General features: G+C 61.5%; 17 protein-coding genes. 2 read left to right on the forward strand and 15 right to left on the reverse strand.

Features of this window, described 5'->3' with window-relative positions; all coding sequences use genetic code 11:
- The 14 genes from QZ822_RS08230 to clpS all read right to left on the reverse strand — a co-directional run.
- Positions 1 to 1,134: ABC transporter transmembrane domain-containing protein (locus QZ822_RS08230; protein WP_294643894.1), on the reverse strand; the 1,134-nt coding region annotated here is incomplete at its 3' end.
- A gap of 175 nt (positions 1,135 to 1,309) precedes the next feature.
- Positions 1,310 to 3,532 (reverse strand): ATP-binding cassette domain-containing protein, encoded by a 2,223-nt coding sequence (locus QZ822_RS08235; RefSeq protein WP_294643896.1) that lies wholly within the window; start codon positions 3,530 to 3,532, stop codon positions 1,310 to 1,312.
- A complete protein-coding gene (locus tag QZ822_RS08240; protein ID WP_294631343.1) occupies positions 3,529 to 4,656 on the reverse strand; it encodes a hypothetical protein in 1,128 nt (375 codons plus the stop codon). The genes QZ822_RS08235 and QZ822_RS08240 overlap by 4 nt, the downstream gene beginning before the upstream one ends.
- Before the next feature lie 48 nt (positions 4,657 to 4,704).
- Positions 4,705 to 5,634, reverse strand: a complete 930-nt coding sequence (locus QZ822_RS08245) for a multidrug transporter (protein WP_294643898.1) — start codon at positions 5,632 to 5,634, stop codon at positions 4,705 to 4,707.
- A gap of 216 nt (positions 5,635 to 5,850) precedes the next feature.
- Positions 5,851 to 6,921, reverse strand: a complete 1,071-nt coding sequence (cydB, locus tag QZ822_RS08250; protein ID WP_294643900.1) for a cytochrome d ubiquinol oxidase subunit II — start codon at positions 6,919 to 6,921, stop codon at positions 5,851 to 5,853.
- A 21-nt stretch (positions 6,922 to 6,942) separates the two neighbouring features.
- Positions 6,943 to 8,514 (reverse strand): cytochrome ubiquinol oxidase subunit I, encoded by a 1,572-nt coding sequence (locus tag QZ822_RS08255; RefSeq protein ID WP_294643902.1) that lies wholly within the window; start codon positions 8,512 to 8,514, stop codon positions 6,943 to 6,945.
- A gap of 510 nt (positions 8,515 to 9,024) precedes the next feature.
- A complete protein-coding gene (locus QZ822_RS08260) occupies positions 9,025 to 11,127 on the reverse strand; it encodes a type IIA DNA topoisomerase subunit B (RefSeq protein ID WP_294643904.1) in 2,103 nt (700 codons plus the stop codon).
- A 223-nt stretch (positions 11,128 to 11,350) separates the two neighbouring features.
- Positions 11,351 to 12,580: a peptidase E gene (locus QZ822_RS08265; protein ID WP_012903735.1), complete on the reverse strand. Its 1,230-nt coding sequence runs from the start codon at positions 12,578 to 12,580 to the stop codon at positions 11,351 to 11,353.
- Positions 12,581 to 12,943: 363 nt separating this feature from the next.
- Positions 12,944 to 13,600 carry a non-canonical purine NTP pyrophosphatase gene (locus QZ822_RS08270; protein ID WP_294643907.1) on the reverse strand — a complete coding sequence of 219 codons (657 nt, stop codon included), beginning with the start codon at positions 13,598 to 13,600 and terminating at the stop codon, positions 12,944 to 12,946.
- A 38-nt stretch (positions 13,601 to 13,638) separates the two neighbouring features.
- Positions 13,639 to 14,370, reverse strand: coding sequence for a ribonuclease PH (rph, locus tag QZ822_RS08275; protein ID WP_005506419.1), 732 nt, complete (start codon positions 14,368 to 14,370; stop codon positions 13,639 to 13,641).
- 121 nt (positions 14,371 to 14,491) lie between these two features.
- Positions 14,492 to 15,385, reverse strand: coding sequence for an MBL fold metallo-hydrolase (locus QZ822_RS08280; protein WP_012903738.1), 894 nt, complete (start codon positions 15,383 to 15,385; stop codon positions 14,492 to 14,494).
- Positions 15,376 to 16,428 carry a glutamate racemase gene (gene murI / locus QZ822_RS08285; protein WP_294643909.1) on the reverse strand — a complete coding sequence of 351 codons (1,053 nt, stop codon included), beginning with the start codon at positions 16,426 to 16,428 and terminating at the stop codon, positions 15,376 to 15,378. Before murI ends, QZ822_RS08280 begins: the two co-directional genes overlap by 10 nt.
- A gap of 154 nt (positions 16,429 to 16,582) precedes the next feature.
- Complete coding sequence (locus QZ822_RS08290) at positions 16,583 to 17,203, reverse strand: DUF2017 domain-containing protein (RefSeq protein ID WP_294643911.1); 621 nt, start codon at positions 17,201 to 17,203, stop codon at positions 16,583 to 16,585.
- A complete protein-coding gene (gene clpS, locus QZ822_RS08295) occupies positions 17,203 to 17,523 on the reverse strand; it encodes an ATP-dependent Clp protease adapter ClpS (RefSeq protein WP_005506424.1) in 321 nt (106 codons plus the stop codon). Before clpS ends, QZ822_RS08290 begins: the two co-directional genes overlap by 1 nt.
- A 239-nt stretch (positions 17,524 to 17,762) precedes the next feature.
- On the opposite strand from clpS, the gene QZ822_RS08300 reads away from it, so the two are divergent.
- Together QZ822_RS08300 and QZ822_RS08305 are read left to right on the forward strand one after the other, a co-directional pair.
- Entirely contained in the window at positions 17,763 to 19,061 is a 1,299-nt protein-coding gene (locus QZ822_RS08300) for a nicotinate phosphoribosyltransferase (protein ID WP_294643912.1), read from the forward strand.
- A gap of 74 nt (positions 19,062 to 19,135) precedes the next feature.
- Complete coding sequence (locus QZ822_RS08305) at positions 19,136 to 19,762, forward strand: isochorismatase family protein (protein ID WP_049354837.1); 627 nt, start codon at positions 19,136 to 19,138, stop codon at positions 19,760 to 19,762.
- A gap of 212 nt (positions 19,763 to 19,974) precedes the next feature.
- Here QZ822_RS08305 and QZ822_RS08310 read toward each other — a convergent pair whose 3' ends face one another.
- Entirely contained in the window at positions 19,975 to 21,345 is a 1,371-nt protein-coding gene (locus QZ822_RS08310) for a hypothetical protein (RefSeq protein WP_294643914.1), read from the reverse strand.
- Positions 21,346 to 21,576 lie beyond the last annotated feature (231 nt).

Genomic DNA, 21,576 nt, shown 5'->3' on the forward strand with positions numbered 1-21,576 from the left:
GTCCGCAGCGGCGGCGGGCAGGGGCGCATCAATAATCTTCTGGGCGCTACGCAGGGCGGCAACGCCGTCCTCCGACTGGTGGTAGGCGGCACCCACATCACGCAGCGGCTGGTAGCATTCGGGAGCCAGCAGCAGCACAAGAATTGCGGTGTCCAGGCCCAGGGTGCCGTTGACCAGGCGCACACCAATCAGCACAGCAATCAGCGCCACCGAAATAGTGGTGATGAGCTCCAGCGCCAGCGAAGACATGAAGGCGCTACGCAGGGTCTGCATGGTGCGTTCGCGGTAACGCTGGCCGAGCGCGTTCATGGCGCGGGTCTGTGCACGCTCACGGCCCAGACCGATAATGACGGGCAGGCCGCGTACCAGCTCCAGAATATGGTCGGAGAGGCGGTGCAGTTCAGCCTGAGCTTCTGCGGTTTCGTCGCGGGTGTTCTTACCAATCAGGATCATGAACACCGGAATGAGCGGCAGGGTGCACGCCAGCACCATTGCGCTCATCCAGTCCAGGGACGCCACAACGACCCAGAGCATGAACGGCACAACCGCGGTGGAGACGAACGCGGTCAGCGTCTTGGTGTAGTAGTCATCCAGGGCGTTCAGGCCGCGAGAAAGCAACACAGCGGTCGCACCGGTACCCTCGGGAGTGTCTGCGCCACCGGTGGCGAGCACACGCTTGAGCAGCGAAGAACGAATCTGAGACTTCGCTCCGGAGGCGGCACGCTGCGCGCTCACAGCCAGCAGGTAGTCGGTACCCGAGCGGACGAGCAGGGCAATGATGGCGACCGCAATCAGGCCGGGGGTAATGGTGTCTGCGTCACCGAAGATGCCACCGAGGCCGAGTAGCCAGCCGCCGTGCGCCTCCAGCTGCGCCTGCGCGGAACCCGAGAACTCAATGTAGGCGCGGTATACGTCCGGGGCGCTGGTCTCTTTGAGGCGCGCATGCTCGGCGGCAACAGCGGCGAAACCGGCGTGTGCCGCCCGGGCAATGATTACAGCCAGGGCGGCACTGAAAAGCACCGTTGCGAGGGTGTGCACGGCGGTGATGATGCCGAACGTGCTGAGGGTTTTACGGGCGTCAGGGCCCAGAGGCGGGCGACGGTCAGCGCGGTCGTTGCGCTTTCCCGCGGTCACCTCTGGCGCCTCGGTATTCTGATGTTTGTCAGCATGACGCGGTGTGTGCGTTCGACTCACGTGTTGTCCTTAGTCTTCTGCTGTTTTTACCTCCCATTAGTTTAAGGCTTGGGCTATCTAATACCTATTTGACCAGTCAGGTTTCAGCTAATTGGCTGGTTCCCCAGCATCATCTCTAGCCGCGCATCGCGTCGGCGGGGCTCTTGCGGGACGCCACCCACGCCGGGTACGCCGAAGACACCAGGCCGGTGAGGGCGCCTACCCCCACGCCGAGCACCACGAATCCCGGTGAGAGAATCGCCTGCCAGCCCTGCACGAGCGAAAGAATGATGGTCGCAATCATGCCGGAGCAGGCGCCAATGGAGCCGCCGAGCACACCGAGCATGACGCCCTCCATGAGGAAGATGCGGGCAATCAGCCATTTGCTCGATCCGATGGCTCGGCGTAGCGCAATCTCTGCGGTGCGCGATTGCACAGACAGGTACATGGCGGTTGCCGCCGAGAGGGAGGCAAGCACCAGCAGAATACCGGAGAGCACACCCACGTACAGACCCAGATCCGAGGCGATAGACGCGCGCAGGCTCTGCAGGTCAGAGGGGGTTTCCACGTTGATTTGGCTGGGTTCAGCGGGCTTGAGGGCCAGCGGAATGGCCTTGGCGACCGCCTTGCCGTAGCCTCGCTCGGTTTCGGCAATGTAGGTCACCTGGCCGCGTCCGGTGCGCTGAAGTGTGCCCGGCGAGACAATGACCGAGTTCCTGAATTCGTAGCCGCTATTGCCGGGGTCAAAGAGGCCGATAACCGGCATCAGCTGGCCGTCCACCCAGATGCTCACACCGGGTGCCACCTGCGGTAGCCCACCGAGTTTAATTCCGTAATCGACGGTGGGTAGCTCGCCGGGTCTGGGCTCGGTTGTGGCGTTATCTGCTGCCTTATCTTCGGGAATAATGCCGAGGGCGCGGGCAGCAGAAACCGACACGATAGCGCCCGAGAGCTGCTCGGAGCGCTCACGGTCGGCAACGTTCTGCTGGGTGAGGGTCGAGTTCATCTGTTCGAGCGCACGCAGGGTTTCGGGGTTCATGCGGGCACCGATTTGCTCGAGCCTGGTCTTCGAAGTGGAGCTGAGGCCAATCGCCGTTTTGGGTTCGTCCTCGTAGGGGCTGAACCGGGTGATTCGCACGTCGGCGGGTGCCACGCTGCTGACGAATCCGGTGTTCTTCACGTAGTCCAGCGCGCTAATGCGGTCGGCTACATTCTGTGCGGATTCGCCCTGCCGGTAGGTTCCGAGCATGTTCTGGTCATTGTCCCGGTCGCTGATGTAGAGCGTGGATTGTTCGGAGCCGAGCAGACGCTGATTCACCTGGTAGCTGGCGGATTCGCTCATGCCGGAGGCGCTGATGAGTCCGCCCACGCCCAGCGCGAAGGACAGGCCCAGCAGCAGGGTGCGTAGCGGTCGTGAGGTGAGCGCAGAGATTGCCTCGATGCTGTCGTCGGTGAGGAAGCTTCCGCGGCGGTGCGTAGCGGGCTTCTCCCCCGGTGCGAAGGTGGCGGGGGCACCTACCGGGGCTTCCGTCGGGGTGTCCGTTGCAGCCGACACAACCTCAGCGGCAGGCACCGTAGCCGAATCGGCACGGCTCTGCTCGTGTAGCCGCCCATCCTCAATACGAATCACGCGGCGGGCGGCGGCGGCAACCTCCGGGTCGTGGGTAATGACCAGCACGGTGCAGCCGGTCGCGTTAATGCGCTGCAGAATCTCAATGACCTTGGCGCTATTGTGGCTATCCAGGTTGCCGGTGGGCTCGTCGGCAAGAATCAGCGGCGGGCGCGTAGCAAGGGCGCGGGCAATGGCGCAACGCTGCTTCTCGCCGCCGGACAGGTACCGGGTGCGGATGCTGGCGCGGTCGCTCAACCCCAGAAATTCTAGGGTTTCTTCGGTGCGTTGCAGGCGCTCGCCGTAGGGTACGCCCTGCACGCGCAGGCCCATGGAGGCGTTGGTCGTGCTGGTTTCGTCCAGCAGCATGTTCGAGGATTGGAAGATGAAGCCGAGGTGGTCTCGGCGCATTTCGTCGCGTTCTCTGTCGCTGAGTCCTTCCGTGTTTTTGCCGAAGAGGCTGTACGTTCCGCTGGTGGGAGTGTCGAGCAGGCCAATGGCGTTGAGCAGGGTGGATTTACCGGATCCGGAGGGACCGATGATGGCGAGGAATTCGCCGCGTTCGACCACCAGGTCGAGGTGGTCGAGGACGGGTCGGTCGCTCCCCTCAAAGATGCGGGTAATGCCGCGCATTTCGATGGCGGGCGCGGTACCGAGCCCGGCGGCAGGTGTAGCTGCGGACGCAACGTTGGGCGCAATTGTAGGCGCACGTCCCGGGCTTGTGTCTGGGGTTATCTTACGGCGGCTCATGAGACAAGCACCTTCTGTCCCGTGCTGAGGTTCGCGTTGATGGCGGCGTATCCGCCGGCGGTGCGTAGAACCTCAACGTTGACTCGTTCGGTAGCGGGCGCATCCTTGCTGGTCGAGGTGGAGCTTCCGCCCTTTTCAACCAGCACGTAGGTGCCCTGGGAATCCTGACGTACCGCGGTAGTCGGCACGGCGAGGGTGGTTGAGGTGTTGCCCTTGCTGGTGATGGAGGCGCTCTGACCCGGCGTGAGCTTGCTCGGGTCATCGGCGCTGAATCGCACGCTCTTCGCGGCACCCTTAGAGGGGTCGTTCTGCAGCTCACCAATGCTGGTGATGGTACCTTCCACGCTGCCGGTGGAGGTGCGCAGGCTAACGCGGTCGCCGGCCTTGAGCTTATTGGCAACGGAGAGCTCAACGCTGGATTCCACGTAGGGTTCGCTAGTTTCTACACTCGCGATGGGGTTGCCGTCGCTGATGAGCTGGCCGACCGCCGCAACTGCGGTGACGGTGTGGCTACCGCCGGGCAGAATCGCGTAGTTGTTGCGGGCAATGCTGGTGACCCCTTCGCTGGGCACGCCGGTCAGGTGCGCGCGGTGCAGGCGCGTGACGGCGTCGAGGGTGTCTTCGGTGACGGTGCCGCTCAGCTCGGTGGCGTACCCGGCGGAGTTCAGTGCCTTCTGGAAGGCGAGCACGTCGTCACCGTTATCGCCCAGGTGGAGGTCGCGGTACAGCGGCAGCGGCCCTTCCAGCACGAAGACGGGGTCGGCGCCAATAATGCCGATGAAGTCACCGGCCTTGAGCACGTTACCGGGCTTCTGGTTCTGGTAGACGAGCACCGGCTCACCGTTGGTGCGCGCGCTAATCGGGGCGGTCTCCCCAGCCTTGGTGGTTCCGGCAATGGCGAGGCCCTCGCTGACGGTTCGTTCTTCAACCTTCGCCCAGACCGGAATCACGGTTTTCGCCTGCACGGCCGGGTCGGGGCCCGTGGCGGCGTAGCGGGTGCCCAGGTAGAAGGACAGCATGAGCGAGCCGATGGCGAGGATAGCCAGCAGCAGGAGCACGCGGGGTCGGGCGATGCGCTCGCTGAAGCGGTGCCCGCTGTTTTGGTTTTTCGTGTGAGTGGTCATGGCGGTGTCTTTCTAAACTGTTTTTGCGCTGTCTTTTAGCGCCCCGGTTTACTGGTGCTCCAGAACGTACTGCTTGAACTTCTCGTCACGCTCACGTTCTGCCTTGCGGTCCTGCTCAAGCTGCGACTGGTACTTGCGGATGAGCGGCATCTGATACTGAGCTTCCAGGTCGTAGAGCTGCTTGCTCATGCCGACCTGCTGGTTGCATTCTGCCTGGATGGTGGCGATGCGAATCTCTTCTTCGGAGGCGGGCGCGTTCGGTCCTCCGTTCTTCATCATCTGATCAAACATCGGAGTTTCCTCGGCTACCGACCCTGCCCTATTGGGGGTGAGCCCCCGGTTTGAGACGCACTGCTTCCACTTCTCTTCGAGCTCGCGGTGTAGCTTGCTTCCGTACACGGCGTTACCCGCTTCGGTAGAGATACGAATGTAGGTGGGCTGTTCTTCCTTCTCAGGCCTCTTGCCGTCGGGCACCGCGGCGTCCAGAGTTTCACGGGCCTTGGTATAGCATTCGATGCTGAGCCACTCCTCGGGGCTCATGCTCTCCCCCGAGTTGTAGGAGATGGGATCGGCTGCGTTGGGGTCCCGCTTCTGAAAACCGTACTTCTGGGCGTACTCAACATTCCAGGGGCCGTACTTTCGGCCCAAATCACCGCGTGGCCCGCTTTCAGAATGGGGAGCTTGGGCGGTGTAATTCTGCCCGTGTTCGGCATAGCACTGCTTCATGGCAATCTGAAAGGCCGTGTACTCGTAGTTGGTGCGCTCGTAGTTGAGGTAATCGTCCAGGGGCATCTTCACGATGTCCTGCTCCGCGTCGAAGATGGCGTGGACGTTTTCGTCACGTTCCAGCGGCGGGTTGAAGAGCGAGCATGCACTCAGCGGGAGCACGCCGATGCAGAGCAGGGCGCCCGTGGCGAACAGGCGGCGGCGCGTGCCGGTACGAGGGGCGGGTCCGGTGCGGCGGTTGAGGGACTTCATCGTTGAACGCCTTTCATAAGAGTGAGTTGTTCACCACATTACACTTTTCGTGCCTTGTCGCGCTTTAAATCCGGGGGGGTGTGCACCAAAAAATTTTTGCGCGCCCACTCGCCTGCCGCGAGCTACATCCTCTGCGGGAATATCCTCTGGGGACATAGAAAAATCCCCCGAACTTCTCAGCAGAGAAATTCAGGGGATTCTTCAATCAGCTACATGCTACTTGGTCGGCAGTTCAGCCAGTTCGGTAGCGTCGTGAGCCTCGGGGATGTGATCCACGTGCAGACGCTTACGGAAGACCCAGTAGGTCCAAGCCTGGTAGACGAAGACGACCGGCAGACCAAGGCAGGTCACGAAGGTCATAACGCCCAGGGTGTACTCGGAGCTGGATGCGTTCGCAATGGTGAGCGAGTATGCCGGGTCCAGGGTGGAGGGCAGAACGTTCGGGTACATTGCGGTGAAGATTGCCAGCGCGCCGAATGCGAGGAACACGGACAGACCAGCGAAAGCGCGACCCTCGCGGCCACTCTTTGCGGAGATCCAAGCAATCAGAACAGCAACCACAGCCAGGATGGTGCACAGCCAGGAGACGCCGTTACCGGTGGTGAAGTCCAGTGCCAGAACCCATGCAACGATCGGCAGCAGCAGGACGGGAGACCAGCGTACCAGGGTGTTGCGGGCACGGTCGCGGATGTCACCATCGGTCTTCAGAGCGATGAAGGCAAGACCCTGAACCAGGGAGAAGCCAACGAAGCCCAGACCGCCGAGCAGAACCGGCAGGGAGACCCAAGCGAAGGCGCCGCCGACGCGGTCACCATTGTCGTTGATGGGCAGACCCATGGAGGTCAGACCGAGCAGAGCGCCGACGAGCAACGCGATGAAGAAGGAGGAGACGGACAGAGCGATGTTCCAGTTACGGATCCACTTCTCGTCGTTCTTCTTACCGCGGTATTCAATTGCGACCACGCGCAGAATCAGGAAGACCAGCGCGAGGGTCAGGGGGATGTACAGAGCCGAGAAGAGGGCTGCGTACCAGATGGGGAATGCTGCGAAGATAGCAGCACCGCCGGACACAATCCACACCTCGTTACCGTCCCAGACGGGGCCAATGATGTTCAGCAGCAGACGACGTTCCTTCTCGTTCTTGGTGAACTTGGAACCCATCAGCATGCCGACGCCCAGGTCGAAGCCGTCGAGGATCAGGTACATGATGAGGAAGACGCCAATGGCGACAAACCAGAGGGTGGGCAGGCCAGGCTGACCGGCAAAGATATTGAAATCAAAGTTCATGGTGAATCAATCCTTACCCGCCTAGTAGGCGAACTCCAGCACATCGCGCTTGGACTTGTCGTTGGACTCGTCCTCGTGGTGCGACTGAACCAGCTCGGGCATTGCTGCCACAACACCGGCCTTGACGTACTTGATGAGCAGGTAAACCTCAACCACCATCAGCACACCGTAGAGCAGGCCCAGGGTGAGCAGGGAGAAGAGGATTTCTTCACCGGAAACACCCGGGGAGATAGCTGCTGCGGTGAACAGGTGAATCGAGGGATCACCCTGAAGGTTCGGAGCCACAACGAAGGGCTGGCGGCCCATTTCGGTGAAGATCCAGCCCAGTGCGATGCCAAAGAAGGGAGCCAGGATAGACCAGACAGCAACGTTCTTGAGCAGCTTGGACTCGGGGACGGTGCCTACGCCCTTCTTACGGGTTACCCACAGTGCGTAGAGGTAGAAGGGCAGTACGATTCCACCGAGGCCCATCATGCCGCGGAAGCCCCAGTAGGAGACCTCGAGGGAGGGCAGGTAGTCAATCTTCTGACCTGCACGCTCACCGTAGAGCGGGTTGTTGGGCAGGTTGGTGCCGAACTTAGCTTCGTACTCGGGCAGCAGGGTCTGGATGCCCTTCACCGGGGTGTCGAAGTTGTCGTGTGCCAGGAAGGACAGCACGCCGGGAACCTCGATGATGGGGGTGATCTTGTCACAGCTCTGAGCGCCGAGCTCGCCGACGGTCAGAACGGAGAAGGAGGTGCCGTCGTGGCACGCAGCTTCTGCAGCAGCCATCTTCAGGGGCTGCTCGTGGATCATCATCTGTGCCTGAATGTGACCGGACGCGCCGATACCTGCGAAGGCGAGGAGGCCCACAACAGCGCCCAGGCGCAGGGACTTGAACCAGACCTGGAAGTCGGCCTTGTCGCGTGCACCCTTGTCGGACTCACCAACAACGACCTTGCCGTCAACGACCTTGTCGATGCCGTCCTTGCGGCGGCGCCACAGCTTGTACCATGCGATACCAACCAGGAAGCCACCGGCAACCTGGATAGCGGAGGTGATGACGTGAGTGAAGGTCACCCATGCGAGGGGGTTCAGCAGCACAGCGCCGATGTCGGTCATACGGGGACGACCGTCAATCATTTCTGCACCAACGGGGTGCTGCATCCAGGAGTTTGCAACCAGAATGAAGAATGCAGAAATCCAGGAGCCGAGGACTGCCATGAACAGCGAGAATGCGTGTACAGCAGGCTTGAGGCGGTCCCAACCGAAGATCCACAGACCCAGGAAGGTCGACTCAACGAAGAAGGCGAAGAGGCCTTCCATTGCCAGCGGAGCGCCGAAGACGTCGCCGACGAAGCGGGAGTATTCGCTCCACGCCATGCCGAACTGGAATTCCTGAACCAGACCGGTGGCCACACCCATTGCGAAGTTAATGAGGTATAGCTTGCCCCAGAACTTCGTCATGCGCTTGTATTCGTCCTTCTTGGTACGAACGTAGCGAATGTACAGGTAGGTCACAACAAGGCCCAGACCCAGAGTCAGCGGAACCATGAAGAAGTGGTAGACGGTGGTAATACCGAACTGCCACCTACCAAAATCAAGGGGATCCATTGATAGGTCCTTACTATGTGTGTACTTAATGTGTGTTTGTGCCAGATTTCGGGTAGTCCGCCATCGATGGAGGGCATACGAGAGTTACTGACACAGTGTCTCTCATGCTTCTAAGGTACAGGGTTTTCCTGAGGAGCTGTGAGTAGGCTGTGCATAGTATGGACGTTTATTGTTTGACGTTTCGCTAAAGGTACGTTGAACGTTATCCCCCGGCGTGCGAGTGGATTGAGGGGCGAAACGCTGTGGTGCATTGCGGGGTTGCGAGGTACTTTCGGAACCGCGGTAAAACTTTGCATTTTTATATTATTTCTGCAAAATTTTGGTGACAGATTCCCGGAATATGACAGGTGGTTCAAGTAGTGCTCAAAGCTTAAATTTGCCTAAACCATACCGATTTTACTGAGATTTCCAAGAAGTAGTGTGACTATTATCACGGAAAAATCATGGAATGTGACACGCCAGCCACCGCTCCCCCGCAAGGCACCGCAAGGCACCGCAAGGTGCCGCAAGCTACATATCGATGTTCTCAGTATCCAGCTGATGAGCACCCGCAATGATGAACTCCTTACGCGGAGCCACCTCAGAACCCATCAACAAGGAGAACGCACGCTCGGCAGCCTCCGCATCCTCAATGCGAATACGGCGCAACATACGATGACGCGGATCCATCGTCGTCTCAGCCAGCTGGTCAGCGTCCATCTCACCCAGACCCTTATAACGCTGAATGGGTTCCTTATAGGACACGCCCTGCTCCTGCAAAGAATCCAGAAGCTCGTGCAGCTGCTTCTCCGAGTAGGTGTACACCATCTCGTTCGGCTTGCCGCGGCGCACCACCTCCACGCGATGCAGCGGCGGAACCGCAGCGTACACGCGACCCGACTCAATCAGCGGACGCATGTAACGGTAGAACAGGGTCAACAGCAGGGTACGAATGTGGGCGCCGTCCACGTCCGCATCGGTCATCATAATGACCTTGCCGTAGCGAGCAGAGTCCAGGTCAAAAGTACGGCCCGAGCCTGCACCGATGACCTGAATCAGCGCCGCACACTCAGCATTCGCGAGCACATCAGTCACCGAAGCACGCTGAGTGTTCAGGATCTTACCGCGAATCGGCAGCAGAGCTTGATACGAAGAAGAACGCGCCAGACGCGCAGTACCCAATGCCGAGTCACCCTCCACAATGAACAGCTCAGAATGCTCAACATTGGTCGAACGGCAATCCACCAGCTTAGTGGGCATGGACGAAGACTCCAGCGCGGTCTTACGGCGCTGAGTTTCCTTATGGATGCGCGCCGAGACGCGGGTCTTCATCTCAGAGACGACCTTCTCGCACAGAGCAGTCGCCTGAGCCTTCTCCGCACGGGCAGTCGACTCCAGGCGAGCCTTCAGCGCATCACCCACGACCTTCGACACGATCTGGCGAACCGCCGGGGTACCCAGAATCTCCTTGGTCTGACCCTCAAACTGCGGCTCGGCAAGACGCACGGTCAGCACGGCGGTCAAGCCGGCGAGCACGTCGTCCTTCTCAATCTTGTCGTTACCCACCTTGTACTTGCGGGCGTTATCGGCAAGGTGCTTGCGCATCACGCGCAGCAGGCCCTGCTCAAAACCGGTCGTGTGAGTACCGCCCTTGGGGGTGGCAATAATATTCACGAAGCTGCGGACCGTCGTCTCGTAGCCAATACCCCAGCGCAGTGCAACGTCCACTTCACAATCGCGTTCCACGTCGGTCAGCTGCGAGCGGCCGTCCTCACCCAGCACGGGCACGGTCTCGGTGAAAGAGCCGCTGCCGCTAAAACGCCAGGTGTCGGTAATACGCTCATCGTGCGCCAGAAACTCGACGAACTCGCTAATGCCGCCGTCATACTGGAAAACCTCCTCGTGGGGCTCCAACTCGCCGGGGGTGCCGGGCAGGCGGCGCTCATCGCGGATGCAAATACGCAGACCCGGAATGAGGAACGCGGTCTGGCGCGCACGAGCAGCCAAGTCCTCGTAGCTGAACTTAGCGTCGGGGGTGAAAATCTGCGGGTCAGCCCAATAGCGCACACGGGTGCCGGTCACGCCGCGCTTAGCGCGACCCACAACCTGCAGAGCGTCAGTGCCCTCGGTTGCGGGAGTGAACGGATCTTCAGGCTTGGGGGTGCGGCCGGACTCAAAGTGGCCGGGAATGCCGTGGCGGAAGGACATCTGGTAGGTCTTCGAGCCACGGTCAACCTGCACGTCCAGGCGGGAAGACAGCGCGTTCACCACGGAAGCGCCCACACCGTGCAAACCACCGGACGCGTTATAGGAGCCGCCGCCAAACTTACCGCCGGCGTGCAGCTTGGTGAACACGACCTCCACACCGGACAGGCCGGTGCGCGGCTCAATATCGGTGGGGATACCACGGCCATCATCGCGCACCTCAACCGAACCGTCACGGTACAGAATGACCTGAATGGACTGGCCGAAACCGGCGAGCGCCTCATCCACCGAGTTGTCGATAATCTCCCAGAGGCAGTGCATCAGGCCGCGAGAGTCCGTGGAGCCAATGTACATGCCCGGGCGTTTGCGTACAGCTTCCAGACCTTCCAGCACGGAGAGGTGACGGGCGGTGTAGTTCGAAGACGCCACGGGAATCCTTTCGGGTGAATATGTCTGCAGTGGTGAACGCGTGCCACCGGGCGGAGTGCGAGTCCGGCTCAAGTGCTACGGGGGCAGAACGACAGCGGGGCACGACGCGTGTCGTGCCCCGCAGAGCGTTCAACGTTCGGAACTCTATTCTAGCGTGGCTTGGGGAAAAGAGTGATTAAGACAGTCACCGCTAATGCACTGCTCTGCTCCCACGTTCCTTCCCCTAGTGAGCCTCACCCGAGGCGCGCGAGGAGCTCTCGTGACGGTTCGTGACCATGATATTGGACTTGAAGTAGAACTCTTCGGGAAGCTCATTCGTGACCGGGCCGTGCGGGAATTCGCTGAGCTTCGGCACGAAGTACCAGTCCATCAGCTCGCCGCTGCTCTGCTTGAGCACGCGGCGTTCCCTCATGGCGTGGCGTACCTTGCGGCGCAGACGCGGGCTGTCTTTCAAGGTGCTGGTGAAGACCCACGGAGTCTCGTAACCCTCGGTGATCATGCCGAAGGTGATGCGCAGGTTGCCGTTCTCGTCGGCGTCCATCGTGAAGTCGCCGTCTGCGATATCGGTGAAGGCGAGCATCCAGCTGTGTCGGCGTTCGTAGCTTTCGCGGGTGGTCTGCAGCGCCGCAATGATGCGGTGGTCGACCAGCAGCTCCACCTTACGTTCGGTGATTTCACCCAGACGAGCGTAGGAGCCGAAGGCTCGGTTTGCGCCGCTGCGGCGAGGCCACTTCGTCACCGCACCGTGCGGCACCTCCCCCGCAAAGGTGAAGGGGCCCGTCATGGTGCCGGGCAGACGCAGACGCTCAAACGGAGCCGTCGGCAGGAAGGTCGTCAGCAGCTGATCGGAGCTGACCGACTTACCCCAGCGCGCCATCTCAAAAATGGTCGGTTCGGGGCCTACAGGGTAGATATGCGGCATCTTGCGACCGAACTCGTCAAAGCCCTCAATAAACTCACCGTTGGAGCTGTACCCGGGCATGGTCGCACCGAGCGGGCGAGTCCACGACCCCGAATACGGCTTGGTCAGATGTGGGTTCTCCACCGGCAGGATGCTGGTGCGAGCACCCAGGTAGGCGGGCATGCGCGAGAGGTTACGCCAGGCGAACTTCGCGGCAACAGCCTCGCGCCACCACATCGGGCGTTTGCCCGGGGTCTGCCCGCCCAGGCAGTGCATGAGCAACCAGAATCCAGCCCAGCCGAGGCACCCTACGGCAACCACGCAGAAAATAATCGTCAGCACAGTGTGCAGGGTTCCGGTCGCCCAGATATTCGTGGCGATTAGAGCCATGAACGCCACCCACGCCGCCATGACGTACGGGCCGAGCGTAATCATCGGATCGACCACCTTCACGGCGGCAATGACGCGGCGGTTCAGTCCGCGCCACACGTAGGAGTACGCCCAGCATCCGGCGGCAAGGGCGAGTGCCATCAGCAGAAGAAGGATGAGCATCGGTGTGTCTCTTTCGCTGCAGGTTTTTCTACCGCGGTCGGTGACAGCAAGCGTCGGACAGATGCCCCGCTGAAAGGCTCTTCAATAGCAAAACTCGCCTGCCGAAGGTACCTTCAGCAGACGAGTTTTCTTTGGTGTCACTAACCTTGAGGTAAAGCTTCTCTACCTATTGTGCCTTTAATTGGTATCCCTGTGGGGGATTTTAGGGGGATGCACGAAAAAATCGCGCCCAACCCCCGCGTTTTCACCCATCGGACCGGCATAGTGAGACCTGCACAGTAAGACAGGTACGGTGAGACCGGCGCAGTGAGTATGCTCTGGCTCCTCAGCGACGGTTTTAGACAGAGGTTTTAGACAGCGGTTTTAGGAGGTCAGCGCAGCAGCAATCTGAGGAATCAGCGCCTCAAAAGCACGCGCACGGTGGCTAATCGAGTTCTTAATCTCGGCGGGAATCTCAGCGCAAGACTTGCCAGCGTACTGGCCCTCGTACAGGGCGTTCTCACCGTTCAGCTCCACGGGGCGCAGAATCGGGTCGTAACCGAAGCCACCCTCCCCCGCCGGTGCGGTCAGCAGCTCACCGGGCAGCTCGCCGTACTCGACCGCCTCAAAACCGCTCGGGGAGGCAACCGAGGCCGCGCAGCAGAACTTCGCGCCGCGGTGCTCGGCAGGAATATCGCTCAGCTGAGCCAGCAGCAGGTTCAGGTTCGCGGAGTCATCGCCGTGGCTACCCGCCCAGCGCGCCGAGAAAATACCGGGAGCGCCGTTGAGCACATCCACCGACAGGCCGGAATCATCAGCAATAGCGACCAGGCCGGTTGCCTCGGCAACAGCGCGCGCCTTCAGCAGGGAGTTCTCAGCGAAGGTCACGCCGGTCTCGGGAACGTCGGGTGCGTTCACGCTGGAGGCGTCAACCACCTGGGTGTCAACGTCCAGGCCGTCAATGCGTCCGCGCAGAATTTCGCGCAGTTCCTTGAGTTTGCCCTTATTGTGGCTTGCCAGAACAATCTTTGCGTCTGCCATAGTTTCTCCTTGTCGACGGAACTAGTTACTGGGACGGGTTAGTGTGCCAGTGCTTCACGCTGAATCTGAGCCAGCTCAGCGGTGCCTTCCAGCGCCAGGTCGAGCAGGCTGTTAAGCTCGTCGCGGTCGAAAGGCGCGCCCTCGGCGGTGCCCTGAACCTCAACGAACTTGCCGCTACCGGTGACGACCACGTTCATGTCGGTCTCGGCGCGAACGTCCTCGGTGTAGGGCAGGTCCAGCATGGGGGTGCCGTCAATGATGCCGACCGAAATTGCGGACACCGAATCGATCAGCGGGTTCGCCTTAGCGGGCAGAATCTTCTGCTCCTTCGCCCAAGAAATAGCATCAGCCAGCGCCACGTATGCGCCGGTAATAGAAGCAGTGCGAGTGCCGCCGTCAGCCTGCAGAACGTCACAGTCGAGCACGATGGTGTTCTCGCCCAGCTCATCCATGTTGATGACCGCGCGCAGGGAGCGACCAATCAGGCGAGAAATCTCGTGGGTGCGGCCGCCCACGCGACCCTTCAGCGACTCGCGAGAAGAACGGGTGTTGGTGGCGCGCGGCAGCATCGCGTACTCGGCGGTCACCCAGCCCTTACCTTCGCCCTTGAGCCAGCGCGGCACACCCTCGGTGAAGGATGCGGTGCACAGCACGCGGGTGTTGCCGAACTCGATGAGGGCGGAACCCTCAGCGTTGCGGGACCAGCCGCGGGTAATGGTGATGGGGCGCAGTTCGTTGAGGGCGCGGCCGTCTTCGCGGGTTGCAGTCATGGGTTCTCCTTGAATCTGTCTGCGGGATCTGTGTCTGTCTGTTGAATCTATGCCGAAAAATGGGCGAGGCTGAGCGCAGTTTGAACTAGTCCAGCTTGTTTTAGCCTAGCTCGGGTTTGGTCTAGTCCAGCTCGGGCTTGGGCAGCGCAATCGCGGTGTTCAGCGGCGGATCGAGCACCTCCACCACGTTCAGGGTGGACGTGACCGGGTGAGCCTCCGTCGGGCGCGGGTAGATGCGGTAGCTTGCCGCCATTTCGGCAATGCCGACCGGGCCAGAGAAAGCGCTGCGCGCCTCCGCACGGGCGATGTCCGGGTCATTCCACACGGGCAGGTGGGTCAGTAGCAGGTTACGCACGCCCGCCTCCGTGGCGGCCTCGCCGGCGCGCTTGCCGGTCAGGTGGATACCGCGCAGGGCGTCATCACGACCCTCCTGGTATGCCGCCTCGCAGAGGAACAGGTCAGCGCCGCGCGCAGCCTTGACCAGGCCCTCGCACAGGTCGGTATCTCCCGAGTACGAGAATACGGTGTGGCCCTCGCGGTCGTTGCAGGTGATGCGCAGCGCGTACGGGTCCTTCGAGGGGTGAACCACGCGGAACGGCTCCACGCGGAAGGGACCAATCTGCACGGGCTCGCCCTCAGTCCAGGTGTGGTACTCAAACTCGGTGCTCATGCCTGGCTCCGGGTCCAGGCCATGAGTCGCCGAAAGGTACTCGTTAATCGCGGCGGGACCGTACAGCGGAATGCGGCCCTTGGGCCAGCCGCGCGGATCCCACTTGACCGCCACGTGCAGACCGGACAGGTCGATGCAGTGGTCCGGGTGCAGGTGCGAAATCAGAATCGCGTCGATATCGCTCAGATCGATATGGCGCTGGAGCATGCCGAGGGAGCCGTTGCCCATGTCCATGATGATGCGCCAGGTTCGACCCGCGAAGTCCGTGGCGGTGAGCATGTAGCAACTAGCCGGTGAGACGGGGCCGGGAAAGGAGCCCGTGCAACCGATAACGGTTAGACGCATGAGGTGTCGTCCTTAGGAGTGGTGCCAGAAAATTCGGTGCCCGCGACAGTGTGTGCTGCCTCTGCAGGATCTGCTGATTCGTCGAGGGTGATATTTCGGTGTGCCGCAAGCATTTCGGGGGTGAGTGCCGCCAGCGAGCCGGTCGGGTAGCGTTCCGCCACGGAACTGGTGTGGCGCACGTTGGTGACCTCGGGTCCGAGGAAACGGCGTGCTAGCTGCGAGAACGTCTCAGATTCGCCGGTGGCGAGGAATTCGTGGTGCGGGTTTTCCGCGGGGACCGGGCTTTCAATGGCGTGGTTGAGCAGTTCGCGGTACACGTCCTTCGCGGTCTCATCCGCGGAGGAAACCAGGGTGACGTCCTCACCCATAATGTAGGAAATCACGCCGGCCAGCAGCGGGTAGTGGGTACAGCCGAGCACGAGGGTGTCCACGCCGGCATCCTTGAGCGGCTGCAGGTACTCGCGGGCGGTCTCCAGCAGCTCGGGGCCGGAGGTAATGCCCTTCTCCACGAACTCCACGAAGCGCGGGCACGCCACCGAGTGCACCTCAAGGTTCGGGGTGATCGCGAAAGTGTCCTCGTAGGCGCGGGAGGTGACGGTCGCCTCCGTCGCAATCACGCCGATCTTGCGGTTACGGGTTGCGGCGAGCGCACGGCGGGCGGCGGGCTGAATCACCTCGATGACGGGGATGCCGTACTGGCGGGTGTAGCGTTCGCGGGCGTCGCGGAGCACCGCTGCGGAGGCGGTGTTGCAGGCGATGACGAGCATTTTCACGCCGGAGTCAACGAGCTCATCCATGATGCGCAGTGCGTTGGCGCGTACTTCTGCGATTTTGAGGGGGCCGTAGGGGCCGTGGGCGGTGTCGCCGACGTAGATGATGCGTTCGTGAGGCAGCTGGTCCATGATGGCGCGTGCCACGGTGAGTCCACCAACGCCGGAGTCGAAGACGCCGATGGGTGCCGCGGCGGTGGGGCCTACGGGCGCAGGGCTTCCCCAGGGGGTGCGGGCACGGTAGGGATTTGTTGCGTCGATGCTGTCACTCATGTGTCACCTACACTTCGTTATCGGTCGGGTACCACGTTCTATGCTAACTCGCTAAGGTTACCCTTTTAGTCCGTTGAGCGGTTAGATGAGTCGAGAACCACCATTATGTGGTTGTATATGACGATAGTTTGAGGGGTAATTCGAAAAATTCGTTCTATTCTTGTTCGTTTGCCCCGCCAAATACTCCGCCGGTCACATCCTCTTCTTCGTCGTCCAGCCCGTCGAGCATGGCGAGCATGAGCGAGTCCTGAACCCAGGAGACGAAGTTGTACACCACAGCCATGTACTCTTCCTGGGTCTCAATCTCGGAAGGGTCGGTGAACGCCGCAATATCTTCTGCGGTGTCTTCGTCCACGATGTAGAGGCGGTCGGCGAGCACCAGGCGAATATCGCCGAGTGCGGCAGCCCAGGCGCGGGCGTGTTCTTCGTTCAGGCGCAGGTCGCTGGATTCAATGTCGAAGGCGAGCATCGCGAGGTTCGCGCGTTTGGTTTCGCGCAGGTCGCGTTCGGTGTAGCGGCGGTATTCGGTGGCGGCCTCGTCGTCGCTACTTGCGGCGGGTAGCAGGCGTGCTACGGCACTGTCGGCGGGGATGGTGGGGTTTTCGGTGATGCCGACCAGCGCCTCCAGCGGGTCGACGGTGCCGCCGTCGGCGGTGGTATCTGCCGGGCGCAGTAGTGCGCGCACGTCTTCGGCGAGTTCGCGGATCAGGTCGCGTTCGGCGGGTTCGAAGGAGGCGGTGTAGCCTCCCGGGGTGCGGCGGAAGGGTCGCGCCATTAGTTTTCTACTTTCTCGAAGGTTGCCAGCAGACCCCAGGCGTGCATTGCCTGGGTGTGTTTTTCGGCGTCTTCGCGCGAGCCGGTGAAGACGATTGCTTTGCCGTTGTTGTGTACCTGCAGCATGAGCTCTTCTGCGCGGGCGCGGGAGTAGCCAAAGTGGCTGCGGAAGACGTAGGACACGTAGGTCATGAGGTTGACGGGGTCGTTCCAGACGATGACTTTCCAGGGGGTGTCTGTGGCGAGGATGTTCTCCAGGGTGGTGTCGAGGTCGGTGTCCTCGAGGGTTCCGGTGGAGAGGGTCACGGCGGTAGTGTTCATTGGTTTCCTTTGCGGCCGGTTCCCTTTGATTATACGGGCGGGTATGTGTTGCCCCTGTGTGGCCCCAGTGTTGCTCCGGTGTTCGTCCTGCGCTACTGCGGTGTTCGTCCCGCGTTGCTCCCGCGCAGAGTGCTGGTAATTTGTCATACTACAGCACTTAGAGTCAAGAATACTTTATGTAGTGATTGACACGCCGACTCAAGAGGAAAAATACCCTAATCCCCCACTACAATAAACACATGGCTACTACTTCCCTTCTCACCGACCACTACGAACTGACCATGCTCCAGGCGGCACTCGCCTCCGGCGCAGCCAACCGTAAGTGCACCTTCGAAGTCTTCACCCGCCGCCTGCCCGCGGGCCGCCGCTACGGCGTCCTCGCAGGCACCGGCCGATTCCTCGAAGGCCTCGCTAACTTCCGCTTCAACGACGAAGAACTCTCCTTCCTCTCCTCCCGCAACATCGTCAACAAAGAAACCCTCTCTTACCTCGAATCCTTCACCTTCAGCGGCAACATCCGCGGCTACGCAGAAGGCGAAGCGTTCTTCCCCCACTCCCCCGTCATGCAGGTCGAAGGCACCTTCGCCGAAGCATGCGTCCTCGAAACCTACCTGCTGTCCATCCTGAACTTTGACTCCGCCGTGGCGAGCGCCGCCTCCCGCATGAGCGCAGCCGCTGGCAACCGCCCCTGCCTCGAAATGGGTTCGCGCCGCGCCCACGAACGCGCCGCCGTCTCCGCCGCACGCGCCGCCGTGATTGCCGGCTTCGCGGGCACCTCCAACCTGGAGGCTGGCCTGCGCTACGGCCTGCACACCATCGGCACCAGCGCCCACGCGTTCACCCTGCTGCACGACAGCGAACGTGAAGCGTTCGAGGCGCAGCTGCGTTCCCTCGGCGCCCGCACCACCCTGCTCGTCGACACCTACAACGTGGACGAGGCGGTCCGCCTCGGCGTGGAACTCGCGGGCGAAGAGCTTGGCGGCGTGCGCCTGGACTCCGGCGACCTGGTCGCCACCGCGACCCACGTGCGTGAACTGCTCGACTCGCTTGGCAATACCCACACCAAGATCACCGTCACCAGCGACCTGGACGAGTACGCCATCGCATCCCTGGCGGTAGCGCCCGTGGACTCCTACGGCGTGGGCACCAAGCTGGTCACCGGTTCCGGCGCGCCGACCTCCTCCATGGTGTACAAGGTCGTTGAGCGTGAGAACTCTGCCGGTGAAATGCAGCCGGTCGCTAAGGCGTCGGCTGGCAAGGCGTCCATCGGTGGCGCCAAGCGTGCGGCCCGCCGCCTCAACGGCATGGGCATTGCGACCGCCGAGGTTCTGGGCACCCACGAGGACCCGAGCCTGCTCGAAGACACCCGCCCGCTCATGGTGGACTTCGTCCGCAACGGCGAACTGCTCCCCGGCTTCACCGGTGAGGAAGGCGTGCGCCGCGCAACCGCCCGCCACGCAGCATCCCTGGCTGAGCTTCCCGAAGCTGCCCACCGCCTCTCGGAGGGTGAGCCGATCATTCCGACCGAATTCATCTAAACCACCCTTCTGAGATACTGTTTTTCACCTGGCGAATCAGAGTGAAAACTCATTCCTACTTGTAAAGGACAGACATGTCTAAGGCACTGATTATTGTTGACGTGCAGAACGATTTCTGCGCCGGCGGCGCCCTCGCCACCGAGCGCGGTGCGGACGTTGCCGCGCTGATTAGCGAATACGTGGAGAACAACCACCACCGCTACGACGCGATTGTCGCCACCCAGGACTGGCATATCGATCCAGGCTCGCACTTCTCTGACACCCCCGACTACGTTGACTCCTGGCCGGTGCACTGCGTCGCCAAGAGCGAAGGCGCGCAGATTCACGAGAACCTGGACACCGACTACATTGAGGCGTACTTCCGCAAGGGCCGCTTCGAGGCAGCCTACTCGGGTTTTGAGGGTCTTCTCGCTCCCGAGGATGAGGTCGCGACCGGCGAGCACGAGCCTGGTGCGGATGCATCTGAGGACGGTCCGCAGACTCCCCTGTCGGAGTGGCTGGATGAGCGCGGTATCGAGTTCGTCGATGTTGTCGGTATCGCCACCGATTATTGTGTGTCGGCAACCGCTCGCGATGCGGTCGATGCAGGCTACGAGACTCGCGTTCTGGTTGACCTGACTGCGCCCGTGCACGAGGACAAGCTCGACGACGTGGTTGCCGAGCTTGAAGATGAGGGCGTTGAGGTGGTTGAGGTTCTCTAACCTCCACTATCGCTTGAGGTAACTCGCCATTTCAGGCGGGTACTAAAGATACAGAGACCTTGAAGATACAGAGGCGGGGAGCCTGGGATAGTACATCCCAGGCTCCCCGCCTCTACTGTGCCGATAACTTACTGTGCCGATGACTTAGCGTGCCCACGACTTATCTAGCGATACAACGCGAGTAACCGAGGCTAGTCAGTCAGCTGAGCCGCTTACTTGAAGCGGACCTCCGCCATGCCGTTCACGCGCACGTTCGGGCCAGCCGGCGCCTCCTTAGTGCCAACAATCGCGCCGTTACGCACGCTCGGCGCCAGGTAGGATCCGCCTGCACCACCGGCGCCGCCCTGCTGAACGTAGCCGACCGCGCGGCGCGGGTTCTTCGGGTTGTTGCACCACTGCTGCGAGATGATGATTGCCGAAACTGCGTTCGCCACGCCGGAGCCGCCACCACCGTAGCCTGCGCCGCCGCCAGCAGACACCACGGTCTGGTAGCCGAAGAAGTTCTTGCTGATGGTGATGCTAGTGGTTCGTGCGGTTGCGGTGCCGGTCAGGTTCGCGGGGTCATTCTTGTCGTACTGGTAGGCGTACGCACCCACGCCGTCCGCACCGTTTGCATTGAAGCCGGTGCCGCCGGTTGCGCCCGCGGTACTGGTGCTGTGGATGGCCTGCTTGTTCTGGGAGCCGAAGCCGACCAGACCGTGGTCACCGGTGGGCAGGGTGTCTGCGATAGCGCCCATGCCACCTCGACCGCCGGAGCCACCCGTGCCGGGGGTTGCGATAATCTGCAGGTTCGCCTCGACGCTGTACGCATCGCTTGCGGCAGCACCTTCATAGCCCATGGCGGCTTCTGCATTGCCGCCGGAGCCGCCGCGCACCCATTCCAGGCCGCAGACTGGGCTAATGGCGTAGCTGGAGCCGGGCAGCGGTGCGGTGGAGCTGGAGTTACGCACGTGTCCACCGCCGCCACCTGCAGCGATAGCAATCACGGTGCCATTGACCAGCAGTGCGGAGGAGCCGCCACCGGATGCGGCGTAAATGCTGCGCTTGAAGTGGGTGTGGGGTGCACCGTCGCCTGCGGTGGGGTTACCGTAGGTGCGGGGGTTTGCCGCGTCGATAATAGCCTTCGGACCTGCGGGAACGGTGACCTGAGCGGCGGAGGAGCCGCCCTTGCCGTAGCCTTCGCCGCCGGTGGCGGGCTTGGATTCGTTCCAGCTTGCGCCATTGCGGGTGACGCGCTCAAGCACGCCGATGCCGCCGGCTGCCGCGACGATTTCTACGGTTGCGCCCGGGGTGACGCTGACGGTGCCGGTGACCTTGGCACCGCATCCGCCCTGGCTGCGTGTCATGACGGTGCCGCCCGCGCCGCCGGTAAGGGTGAAGCTGAGTTCGTGTACGCCCGCCGGGACGGTGAAGGTTTTGACGGTCTTGCGGCCGTTTGCCTGTCCCTTGATGGTGTGGGAGGTGCCGGTTTGCGCGCCGTTGGCGGCGTATGCGGGTACGGCTGCGGAGGCTGCGATGATGGGCAGTGCCCAGGCAGCGCCGGTGAGGATGGTGCGGCGGGTGGGGTGTGCGTTGTGTGGCATAAGGTTTTCTTTCATGAGGATTGAGAGGATGCAGGTTGAGTGGGGTGAATAATTTACACCTATGTGCACTGAGTGCAATATTCATTTTCTAGAGTATAGACACCGAAAAACATTCTCAACTCACCACGCCATGACTTCGACCAACCCGGCATTTCTCAGACATAGCGAAGGCCCGCAGACATCAAAGTGTCTGCGGGCCTTCCAGTTGGCGCATTACTACCAACCTTTTCC

The organism is uncultured Rothia sp., assembly GCF_916715725.1.
Classification (GTDB): Bacteria; Actinomycetota; Actinomycetes; order Actinomycetales; family Micrococcaceae; genus Rothia.

Coding starts and splice junctions, on each gene's coding strand:
- QZ822_RS08235 (WP_294643896.1), bottom strand. CDS start 3,532: ATGAGCCGCCGTAAGATAACCCCAGACACAAGCCCGGGACGTGCGCCT.
- QZ822_RS08240 (WP_294631343.1), bottom strand. CDS start 4,656: ATGACCACTCACACGAAAAACCAAAACAGCGGGCACCGCTTCAGCGAG.
- QZ822_RS08245 (WP_294643898.1), bottom strand. CDS start 5,634: ATGAAGTCCCTCAACCGCCGCACCGGACCCGCCCCTCGTACCGGCACG.
- cydB (WP_294643900.1), bottom strand. CDS start 6,921: ATGAACTTTGATTTCAATATCTTTGCCGGTCAGCCTGGCCTGCCCACC.
- QZ822_RS08255 (WP_294643902.1), bottom strand. CDS start 8,514: ATGGATCCCCTTGATTTTGGTAGGTGGCAGTTCGGTATTACCACCGTC.
- QZ822_RS08265 (WP_012903735.1), bottom strand. CDS start 12,580: ATGCTCATCCTTCTTCTGCTGATGGCACTCGCCCTTGCCGCCGGATGC.
- QZ822_RS08270 (WP_294643907.1), bottom strand. CDS start 13,600: ATGGCAGACGCAAAGATTGTTCTGGCAAGCCACAATAAGGGCAAACTC.
- rph (WP_005506419.1), bottom strand. CDS start 14,370: ATGACTGCAACCCGCGAAGACGGCCGCGCCCTCAACGAACTGCGCCCC.
- QZ822_RS08280 (WP_012903738.1), bottom strand. CDS start 15,385: ATGCGTCTAACCGTTATCGGTTGCACGGGCTCCTTTCCCGGCCCCGTC.
- murI (WP_294643909.1), bottom strand. CDS start 16,428: ATGAGTGACAGCATCGACGCAACAAATCCCTACCGTGCCCGCACCCCC.
- QZ822_RS08290 (WP_294643911.1), bottom strand. CDS start 17,203: ATGGCGCGACCCTTCCGCCGCACCCCGGGAGGCTACACCGCCTCCTTC.
- clpS (WP_005506424.1), bottom strand. CDS start 17,523: ATGAACACTACCGCCGTGACCCTCTCCACCGGAACCCTCGAGGACACC.
- QZ822_RS08300 (WP_294643912.1), top strand. CDS start 17,763: ATGGCTACTACTTCCCTTCTCACCGACCACTACGAACTGACCATGCTC.
- QZ822_RS08305 (WP_049354837.1), top strand. CDS start 19,136: ATGTCTAAGGCACTGATTATTGTTGACGTGCAGAACGATTTCTGCGCC.
- QZ822_RS08310 (WP_294643914.1), bottom strand. CDS start 21,345: ATGCCACACAACGCACACCCCACCCGCCGCACCATCCTCACCGGCGCT.